The sequence below is a fragment of the Methylobacterium sp. C33D genome, assembly GCF_053345825.1.
On sequence record NZ_JBKFAV010000073.1, the window covers coordinates 1 to 10323 of the forward strand.

The 10323-nt window shown below is 65.3% G+C and carries 7 protein-coding genes; 2 read left to right on the forward strand and 5 right to left on the reverse strand.

Translation table 11 applies throughout. From position 1 onward, the window contains the following. The first annotated feature begins 235 nt into the window (after positions 1-235). Complete coding sequence (locus ACLBXO_RS30780; RefSeq protein ID WP_447687795.1) at positions 236-1054, forward strand: LysR family transcriptional regulator; 819 nt, start codon at positions 236-238, stop codon at positions 1052-1054. Between the two features lie 567 nt (positions 1055-1621). Beyond that, complete coding sequence (locus ACLBXO_RS30785; RefSeq protein ID WP_447687789.1) at positions 1622-3298, forward strand: cache domain-containing protein; 1677 nt, start codon at positions 1622-1624, stop codon at positions 3296-3298. A gap of 726 nt (positions 3299-4024) precedes the next feature. Here the strand turns inward: ACLBXO_RS30785 and ACLBXO_RS30790 are convergent. From ACLBXO_RS30790 to ACLBXO_RS30810, 5 genes are all read right to left on the reverse strand, one after another. Next, positions 4025-4243 (reverse strand): hypothetical protein, encoded by a 219-nt coding sequence (locus ACLBXO_RS30790; protein ID WP_447687790.1) that lies wholly within the window; start codon positions 4241-4243, stop codon positions 4025-4027. Further along, positions 4240-5445 (reverse strand): PepSY-associated TM helix domain-containing protein, encoded by a 1206-nt coding sequence (locus tag ACLBXO_RS30795; protein ID WP_447687791.1) that lies wholly within the window; start codon positions 5443-5445, stop codon positions 4240-4242. The genes ACLBXO_RS30790 and ACLBXO_RS30795 overlap by 4 nt, the downstream gene beginning before the upstream one ends. A gap of 12 nt (positions 5446-5457) precedes the next feature. Continuing rightward, complete coding sequence (locus ACLBXO_RS30800; RefSeq protein WP_447687792.1) at positions 5458-8079, reverse strand: TonB-dependent siderophore receptor; 2622 nt, start codon at positions 8077-8079, stop codon at positions 5458-5460. 117 nt (positions 8080-8196) lie between these two features. Further along, positions 8197-9144 (reverse strand): FecR family protein, encoded by a 948-nt coding sequence (locus tag ACLBXO_RS30805; protein WP_447687793.1) that lies wholly within the window; start codon positions 9142-9144, stop codon positions 8197-8199. Between the two features lie 72 nt (positions 9145-9216). Continuing rightward, entirely contained in the window at positions 9217-9726 is a 510-nt protein-coding gene (locus ACLBXO_RS30810) for an RNA polymerase sigma factor (protein WP_447687794.1), read from the reverse strand. Positions 9727-10323: the final 597 nt, after the last annotated feature.

Consider the following 10323-nt stretch of genomic DNA (forward strand, 5'->3'; position numbering starts at 1 on the left):
GCACATCCACCTGCCGCAGCTTGGCGACCACGTCCTCCGGCTTGTGCCGCTTCGTTCCCATCTGTCCGTCCTCGTCCTGGCCCGAAAGCCATACAACAGGGCGGACCACCTCAGTGGGGGCGGATCAATGACGAGGCCCGATGTGATCGGCAGAGCTTTGGACCTCACGCCAGTCGGCGTGTTCGTCCGGGTGGTCCAGGCGGGTTGCTTCAGCATCGCGGCCAAGCAGCTCGGCATGCCGAATTCGACGGTGAGCGCCCACGTTTCCCGATTGGAGCGCCGTCTGGGCGTAGCCCTTCTCCATCGGACAACGCGGAGGCTCGACCTCACGGAGGCAGGTCGCGTCTTCTTCGAACGGGCGGTCGTAGGAATTGAGATCCTGCAGCGCGCAGAGAGCGCGACCAGTCTAACTCAGGTCATGCCGACAGGGCTGGTCCGCGTGACGACGGCGAGCGATATCCTGCCGCCGCACCTCCTCTCGGCGCTGGTAGCGGAGTTCCAGAAGGAGCACCCGGGCATCAGCCTGGAGATCGATCTCACGCAGCGGGTCGTCGACTTGGCCCACGAGGGGTTCGACGCGGCGATCCGCGCCACGTCGGTCACGAACGGCCGATTGATGGCACGTCGGATCGGGACCATCCGGTGGATCCTCGTCTCAAGCGAAGCCTACCTCCAGAATGCTGCTTCACTAGATGGCCCGGAAGATCTGAAGCGACACGCCCTGATCGAGTTCTACGGACGTAATCGCCGGACATGGTGTCTTCAGTCGACGAAGGCCAAGCATCCGCCGATCGAATTGCCGGGGCATACGACGGTCAATCATCTTGACATCATCAAACATCTTTTGTTGGCTGCATCCGGGGTCGCGCTTCTTCCGCAGCATTACGTCGCGACCGAGCTCCAGCGGGGTACCCTGTGTAGAGTGCTTCCAGAATGGTCTGCAGCGGAAGAGGCGATCTACGTCGCATACCCAGAGCAGACATTCCTGGCGGCAAGGACCAGGATTTTTATCGACTTCGCCGCTGAATTCTTCCTGCGACATACCTGCCAATGACCTTCCGCATTATCGTAGGGCTGCTCCTGCATGATCGGCTAACGCGGAAGCAGCCGAGCATTGTGCATCAGGCGGAAAGGTCCTCGCAAAAGCGGGGTTCTTAATCCATCAGGATACGTCAGCTTAGCTCTCATACTAATCGGGCCCGCGGCAGGCCCAAGGCGGCATTTCTCGAGGCTGCTTCGAATGCGGACCGTCTACGATCCACCCATACCGGCAATCCCGCCGAAGATAGGCGCATCCCGTAACCCGTCATTCGCTGGCCGGCCGGCAGCGTTTGTTCAGAAGGGGTGACGAGCTAATTCTTGGTAAAATTGCGCCAATTCGATCGCGATATCCTGAAAAGTATCTCTGATTTTCAGAAGGTGGCCAACTACGCATTGTATGATTGGGCACTTACGCGAAGCGTGTACGGAAATTTATTAACCGCATTGCTTGATAGACCGCTGTCATCGCCATGCATTTAGCCACCGACGGCCACCTTGTACGTTAGGCCGCGGGCACGGCGATACGCGCCCAAACACGATTGCCCACCCGCCCGTCTGGCGCAGCTCGTAGCAGGATCTCATGGCTTTCCGCGTTGGTGCGCGCCTTCAACTGATCACCCTGATCGCACTCGGTGGCATGGCGGCGCTAATCGCGCTCGCAGGCTGGGATATGTCCCAGACGGTCACGGACGCACGCGAGTCGAAGACGCGCGACCTCGTCGAGACCGCGCAAGGGGTGCTCGCCTACTTCGAAGCTGAGGAGCGCGCCGGCCGGATGACCCGCGATGCCGCACAGCAAGCGGCCGTAGCGGCAGTTCGGAACCTGCACTACGCGGGCAGCGAGTACTTCTGGATCCAGGACATGCACCCGCGCATGGTGCTGCATCCCAAGGCCGACTTGATTGGCAAGGACATTGGCGGGATCGTCGATCCGGCTGGCAAGCACCTATTCGTCGACATGGTCGAACAGGTGAAGCAGTCGGGCGCGGGCTTCGTCCCATACCTTTGGCCGAAGCCCGGCCTGGATCAGCCGGTGGCAAAGATCTCCTACGTGAGAGGCTTCGCTCCGTGGGGATGGATCATCGGATCGGGCATCTATGCGGACGACACGGCGGCGCAGATGCGCCCGACCCTGATGCGTCTGCTCGGTGGCGCGGCCATTATTGCGATGATGATCGGTCTGCTGGCTACCCTGATAGGGCGAAGCGTAGCGCGACCCATGCGAGCCATGACGGCGTTCATGACCGATCTCGCCGCGGGGGACCTTACCCAAGAGGTGCCAGGCGCGGAGCGCCGCGACGAGATCGGGGCGATGGCGGCCGCTGTCCAGGTGTTCAAGGACAACCTGATCCGCACCCGCCGTCTCGAGGAGGAGACCGCGCAGGCGCGTTTGGCCGCCGAAGAGCAGCGCAAGGCTGGCATGCGGCAGATGGCCGACGGCTTCGAGGCCGCGGTCGGCGGGATCATCGGCACGGTGTCGTCCTCCGCAACCGAGCTGCAGGCGACCGCGCAGGCGATGACCGCCACGGCCACCGAGACCGCGACTCAGTCGACAACCGTGGCGGCGGCGGCCGAAGAGGCCGCCTCCAATGTCAGCACGGTGGCGGCGGCGGCTGAGGAACTCGGCTCGTCGGTGCAGGAGATCGGCCGGCAGGTGCAGGGATCGGCCAGCCTCGCCCAGGCGGCAGTGAGCGAGGCCGATCAGACCGCCCACCTCGTCCAGGCGCTTAGCCAGAGCGCGGCGCGGATCGGCGACATGGTCGGGATGATCTCCGGTATCGCCGCCCAGACCAACCTGCTGGCCTTGAACGCCACGATCGAGGCGGCGCGCGCCGGCGCCGCGGGTCGGGGTTTCGCGGTGGTGGCCACCGAGGTGAAGGCGCTGGCCGAGCAGACCGCCAAGGCGACCGAGGAGATCGCGCGCCAGATCGGCGAGGTCCAGGGGGTGATCGCGCAGGCGGTGACGGCGATCGGCGGGATCACCGGGCGGATCCGGGAGATCGACGGCGTGGCAACGTCGATCGCGGCGGCCGTCAAGGAGCAGGGCGCGGCGACCCAGGAGATCGTGCGCAACGTGGCGCAGGCCTCGGCGGGCACCAACGAGGTGACGGGCAACATCGCGGGCGTGGCGCAGGCCTCGGAGGAGACGGGGGCGGCGGCCGGTCAGGTCCTGTCGGCGGCCTCGGAGCTGTCGCGGCAATCCGAGCATCTCGGCGCTGAGGTCGCCCGCTTCCTCGCCACCGTGCGTGCGGCCTGACCCGATCCCGTCCCGGCCCTCGCGGGACAAGAGCACTACGACGTCGAACGTCCGCTTCCGCCTCAGCTTGGACGGAAGCGGACTGACCGGAAACCACCCATCTGAGTCGCTCAGGCAGGCGGTCTGACGCGGCGGATGGCCGTAAGCGGAACGGCTGCTTCCAAGCCAGCAGGCCGGAAAAGCGGACGGCCTTCTATCGACCGAGGCTGTGCCAAAACTCGAACGCTATCGGCCTTCGTAGAAAAACGTTCTCTCGAAGCAGGGCGACTTCGGCCTCAGGGGCCTCGTGTTGCCATCAACTGGTGGCGCTTAAGATCCCTCCCGGCCGCTGCGGAGACGTTTGTTCTACGGCTTCCCAGCACATCCGAGTTCTGACACAGCCTCGACCCATGTCAGTCATGCGGACGGCTCACGGCGCTCCCTAACAGCAGACATTCATCAGTCGTCAGGTAAACTCGGCTCGGGATTGTTTTGTGGCTCTGAGCCACGCTTTTATCTAAGCGTTACATCTGAGATGAGATTGTGCGGCTCTAGCCTTGTCAGCGAATAAGGTCCGAAATTGAATTACAACTGCTAGACAAGTCGAGAATAGCGGTCGATAACTTGAAATAAACCGACGTGGTATAGATTATTTTGACCAGAAACATCAAATTCGAAAATTCATAAGCTAGTGACAATATATACACATTTAGAAAAACTATACTAAAATATTAATATCCTGAAATTTCAATTATTCCGATTGTATTTAGAGCGCAGACTCAGCCGTCGGTGGCGTCGATACCCGCGCGTTGCAATGAGTAGCGGCAGAGACGAGATCGCAAATCCGATGACCTTGATTAAGGCAGCATCACTGAGCATCACAAGAAAGCCAACGATCATCAGCGCCGCAAGGATCAGCGCGAACGAAGCCGGATGTCGCTGCCACACCGAAGAGATCCCCGTCATGCTAGATCCGTGGGCGAGGGGTATCTGCGGCGCGAGTTTCCGCGTGTCCACCACAGCCAAGCCCCGTTGCCGGTGATGAAGAGGGCGGCCCAGGACAGGGCGCACCAGAGCATCTTCAGCGGCAAGGATCCATAATCGCCGAAATGCAGTGGCTGCGAGAGCCGAACGATTGTCAGATACCAGGGGAGACGGGCCACCTCCGCGACTCGAGCGTTACGGGCGTCGACCAGGGCGATCTCGAATAGGCGCTTCTGCAGGCCGGCCGGGCCGGCGAGCAGCACCGTGTAGTGCCGATCCGTAGACAGCACCGTGTTTGGGACGATCATCAGCGTGGCCCGCCAACCGGGCCGGGTGGCTTCCGCGGCGGCCCGGACGGCGTCGAGGGAGACGGCAGGCCCGTCGATGCGCCCGGTGGAGGCCGGGGCGTGGGCACGCACGAGGCGCTGCAAGTCAGTCGCCTGCCACGCCAGGAGGCCGATGCCCCCGAGGGCGAGCGCGATCCCCGTGACCGAGACGAGCAGCGTCCAGCCGAGCGTGGCGACGCCAATCAGGTTGTGTAGGTCGCGCTGGCGCAGGGCCTCGCCGCGCCCGCGCCGGATCGCGCCGAAGGCGAGGCCGCGGATATAGGGCTTGTAGACCACGATGCCCGAGATCAGGCAGAGCGCGACGAGCAGGGCCACCGCGCCGCCGGCGAGCTGCCCTGGCAGGCCCAGGAACCAATTCGCGTGCAGCCGCAGCAGGAGGCCGAGGGGCGTCGTGCGCGGGTCAGACCGCGACAGGACCGCGCCGCTCCGCGCGTTCATCAGCACCGGATCGGCCCCGGCGACCGTGCGGATGCCGGGCGCGGCGAGGTTCACCGTGACCCGCTCCGGATGCTCCTCGTCGAGCGCGACCGCGACGACGTGCCGGCCCGGCGCGCGCGCTAGCGCCGCGTCGGCGAGCGCGGCCAGCGGCAGGAGCGGCGCGTCCGAGGCTTCGACCGCCGGCTCCCAGCCCGCCCAAACGTCGATCTCCTCGTGGAAGATCAGGACGGTCCCGGTCAGGCAGAGCACGAGGAAGAACGGCGCCGCGACCAGCCCGCTCCAGCGATGCAGCCACAGGCCCAGGCGGAAGGTCCGCGAGGCCGTGAACCGGGGGCCCGACGCCCCCCGGTCCCCCGCCGGGGCCGGTCGCCCGGCGAAGGTCGACGCCGCGCGCGTCATCGGCCGGCGCCCCTACCAGCGATAGGTGAGCGTTCCGAAAACGCTCCGACGGAACCCCTCAAAGACGTATCCGGTGTAGAAGCCCGACGTGAAGTACCGCTGGTCGAAGATATTGTTGGCGTTCACCGACAGGACCGCGCCCTTCCAGGCCGGGTTCAGCTGGGCGAGGTCGTAGTTCAACGAGGCGTCGACGAGGGCGTAGGGTGGGATGCGATCGACGTTGGTGGCGTCCGTCCGCTCGCCGACGTAGCGCACGCCTGCCCCCGCCCGGAAGCCGGCGAAGGGCGAGTTCAGCGGGAAGGTGTAGTCGGCGAAGAGCGACAGAGTGTTGTCCGGCGCGTTCGGCAGGCGGTTGCCGACGAGCGCCGGGTTGGTCGCGTTCCGCGTGACCTTCGTGTTGAGGTGGGCGTAGCCGAAGATCAGGTTGAACCCGTCGAACAGGCTCGCCTTGCCCTCCAGTTCGAAGCCCCGCGACTCTGCTGCTCCGGTCACGATGAAGAAGCCGGGATTGAGGGGATCGGCGAGGGGGATGTTAGTCTGCGTGATCTCGAAATACGACGCGGTGACGAGCGCGTTGGTGCCGGGTGGCTGCCACTTGACGCCGCCCTCGATTTGGCTGGCCTCGCGGGGCGGCAGCGCCGATCCGTCCGCCCGCTGGCCCGCGATCTGCGGATTAAATGACGTCGAGTAGGCGGCATAGGGCACGATTCCGGCGACGAACTCGTAGCCCAGAGCGGCCCGGTAGCTTAGGGCCGAAAAGTTCTGGTTGTCGATCGTCGTCCGGTTGAGGGTCGCGACCGGCAGGTTGGGGAAGTTGAAGGTTGTCCGGACCTGCTGGTCGACCCAGTCGTTGCGCAGGCTGCCCGTGAGGATGAAGCCGTTCCACTTCATCTGGTCCTGGACATACGCACCCGTTTGCTGCTGCAGCGCCCGGGTCGAGACGTTCGTGCGCTGCGGGAAGGCGATGCCTAGGTTGTAGACTGGATTGTACAGGTCGATCAGGCGGTTCGCGGCAATCGTCGGGTAGCCGTTCGGGAAGGTCCGCGCGTCGCGGCGATAGTAGTTCTGGAAGCCGACGCCGAAGACGACGTCGTGCTGGATGTCCCAGGTGTCGAAGCGCCCCTGGACGTAGTTGTCGGTCAGGAGCCCCTGGCTCGACTGGTCGCGCAGGTATGGGAAGACCGAGACGGCCAGGAAACCGGGCGGCGTAAAGGCCGGGCTGGCGCCGACCGCGTCGAACTTCGAGGTGGTCTCGTAGGCCCGGAAGGCGGAGTGCAGCAGCCATCCCGGCGCGAAGCTATGGTCGAGGATGTAGCCGATCTCCTTGTTTTCCAGGAGGCCGGTGTTGAAGTTTGGCTGCCCGACGAACTGGCTGCGCGGGAAGAAGCCGCTCGCGCTCGGCAGGATCGAGCCGACGATCGGCAGGCTCTGCTCCGATCCGCCGCCGCGGTACTCCGCGTACTTGCCGAGCACCGTGAGCGAGGTGTCGGCGTCCGGCCGCCAGGTCAAAGCCGGGGCGATGAAGGTCCGGTCGTCCGGCGTGTACTTGACCTGGCTGTCGGCGTTACGGACGAGGCCGGTCACCCGGTAGGCGAATTGCGGCGCCCCCTCAACCGGGCCGGACAGGTCGAAGCCCGCCTGGACTCGCCCGTAATTGCCGCCCTGGATGAACACCTCGTTGAACGGGACGAAGGTCGGGCGCTTCGAGACGAGGTTGATGATGCCGCCCGGCTGGCCCTGGCCGTAGAGCACCGAGATCGGCCCCTTCACGACGTCGATCCGCTCGTAGGCGTAGGGCTCGATGTTCTGGTCGAACGAGTTGAAGCCGTAGCGTAGGCCGTCCTCGTAGACGCTGTCGAAGTTGTTGGCGTTGAAGCCGCGCAGCGTGAAGGTCGGCCCGCCCTGCCCGCCGGGATAGTCGACGGCCTGGACGTTGGGTGTGTAGGCGACCGCGAGGTTGACGTCTTGCACGCCCCGGACATTCAGCTCGTCCCGGGTGATGACGCTGACGGTGGCGGGCGTCTCCAGGATGGAATCGTTGCCCTTCGAGCCCGCTGTGGACCGGGTCGCGACGAAGCCCGTCGTCCCGAAGGTCGGCTGCTGGGCCTCGACCGAGAGCTCGTCGAGGGTGACGGACGCGGCGGCCGCCCCGACCGGGGTGGGCGAGTTCGAATCCCCCGGCGGAAGGGACGCCTGGGCGTAGCGCGGGTTCACAAGGGTGATCGTGGCGTGTTTCGCCGCGCGGTAGGTCAGTCCTGTCCCGTCGAGCAGCTGCGTCAGCGCCTCCAGCGGCAGGATGTCCCCCTCGACGCCCCGTGTCGCGAGGTTCTCGGTCAGCGCCGTCCGGTAGGCCAGCGACAGGCCCGTCTGCGCGATGAGGCTCGCCAGGGCTGGCTCGAGGGGACCGGGCGCGATCGAGAGCTGGACACGCCGCGCCGAGAGCGCACGCGGCGGCGCGGCGTCGTCGGTTACGACTGGCACGATGTTGAGCCGTTCGCCGGCCCGCACGAAGGTCGGGGTGATCGACCGTTCCTGCGCGGCCGCCGACTGCCCGAGCGCGATCAGGGACGCGCTCGCTAGAACCACCCTGCGCCACGTACAGCCCAGCGCGCCGCCGAGATCCCACACTGCCATTCATGCCCCCGTTCCGCGGAGGGCGGCGCGCTTGGCGCGCGCTCTATGGCCCTCACGGACAAACGACAATCGAGGCGCGAAACTCCTGACCTCCCAGCGCCAGATTTTTTCGCCTCGTCAGGCTGGCGGCCTAACGAGGACGAGGTACGGAGTCAGGCGCGTAACGCGCAGGCTCATAGTCGCGGCCAGAACGTCGAGCGCGTCGTCGGTGTCGCGGATGTCGAGTGTCCCGCTGAAGCGCTGCGCGCCGAGGCCCGAACCGAGCAGGATGATGCGCCCGCGCCGATACCGGTTCAGGTCGGCCACGACCGCGGCAAGGGGCTGCCCCGTGACGACGAGCTTGCCCTCCCGCCACGCCGTGGCGCGCTCCACATCGCCATGCTCGACCATCAGATGCCCGTCGGCGCTCCGGAGGGCGACCTCGCCGGCTCCGATGGTCACGGCGCCCGCGGTCGTCGATGCGTCCACGCGCCCCTCCGCCACGCCGACCGGTTCGGCGTCCCCGCCGGCCCGGACGAAGAAGCGCGTCCCCACAGCGCGCACCCGCAACCCGCCGCCGTGGACCACGAAGGGTCGGGCGCTGTCGGGCACGACATCGAACACCGCCTCGCCGCGCAGCAGATGAACGTCGCGCTCGGCGGCTGTGAAGTGCAGGGTGAGCGCCGTGTCGGTGTTGAGGGCGGCGCGGCTGCCATCGGGGAGCCGCGCCGTCTCGATGTCCCCGATCCCGGTCCAGACGTCGGCACGGACACGGTCGAGGAGCCCGCTCTCGTAGGTGACGAATCCGGACAGGCCCAGCGCTGCCGCGAGACCGAAGAGGCGCGTCGGCGGCGGCCGCTTACGCCGGCGCGTATCGGGCACGCGCCCAGCGATGCCCCGCCACGTTTCCATCTCCGCGTAGGCCTCTGCATGGGCCGGGTCGGCGGCGCGCCAAGTCTCGAAGGCTGCCCGGTCGGCGTCGGTCGCGTCGGGGGAGTTCAGGCGAACCACCCAGAACGCGGCCCGCGCGTAGATCGGGTCGTCCGCGGCCTCGTCGTCGCCCGCAGGTTTGCGCTCCTCCACCATGCCGACCCGCTGCCCGCTCCGCCCGTCCGACCTATGAAGACCATCGAGGCCGCGAACTCCTGACGTGCCCGATCAGAAAAACTCGTGACACGCGCGGCGAATGTGCAGCAGCGCCTTGATGAGGTGCTTCTCGACCATGTTGCGGCTGACGCCGAGACGGACTGCGACCTCCCCGTTCGAGAGGCCCTCGAAGGTGCTGAGCAGGAACGCCTCGCGGCAGCGCGGCGGCAACCCATCGATCGCCGCCGCCACGAGGCATAGCTGCTCGCGAGCGATCACCTGCGTCTCGGTCTGCGCGTGCCCGTCCACGACGCTCGACAGTTCGAGATCGGTCATGGATCGGAACAGACTCGCTTCGAACCGGCGGCGTTTGCCGAGATTGGCGGCGACGTTGCGCGCGAGGTGGAACAGGAAGAGGCGCGGATGCTCTAGATCGGTGGTCGTGAGTGCTTTGACGAGACGGAGATACGTCTCCTGCGCAGCGTCGGCTGCGTCGGCTGAGTTCCCAAGTTTCCGAAGAAGGAACCGCTGGAGGTTCAGGTTCTCACTGCGATGTAAGGCATCCACTGATACCGCCGCCATAACTCCAATCCTCAGGTGCCTCGTAGATGCACACGACCGCGCTGCGACGACCGATTAGACTGTGACGACGACGATAGATGCAAGCGATTTGAGTAATTTTTAGCTAATCTAAACTGATGCACCTAATCGCGGCCAAGCGCTTGTTCAGCTGCAATGAAACCGGAATGCAACCGCACAGCATTGAACTAAAATAGTTTTAATAAGATGCTCGGATTTCAAGCTTCGTTGCATATCTGCTACACGGACCGGGCAAGCCGGTGGCGCGCTAGGACTTGGCTTCCTACCGTTCTCGGGTAGAGACGCTCTTAGGTTTCCGAAGCGGCTTTCCCTCGCCTGTCGAACGCCCACTTCTGAAACGTATTGTTCGAACCTAGCCTTTCGCAAAGCCACCAGTCCAGTCTGGCACCTTCGCTCCGCAACGCGGCCCGCATTCGGTCGCTGATGGGCTCGCAAAGGGTCGAAGTGGTCCATGATCCTCCCTCGTCCTCGCGGACACCTCTGATACGCTCATGCTGAGCGGGGAAGGTGTCGGATGGCAAAGACGAGACGAGAATTCACGCCGGAGTTCAAACGCGAAGCGGTCGCCCTGCTGGAGAG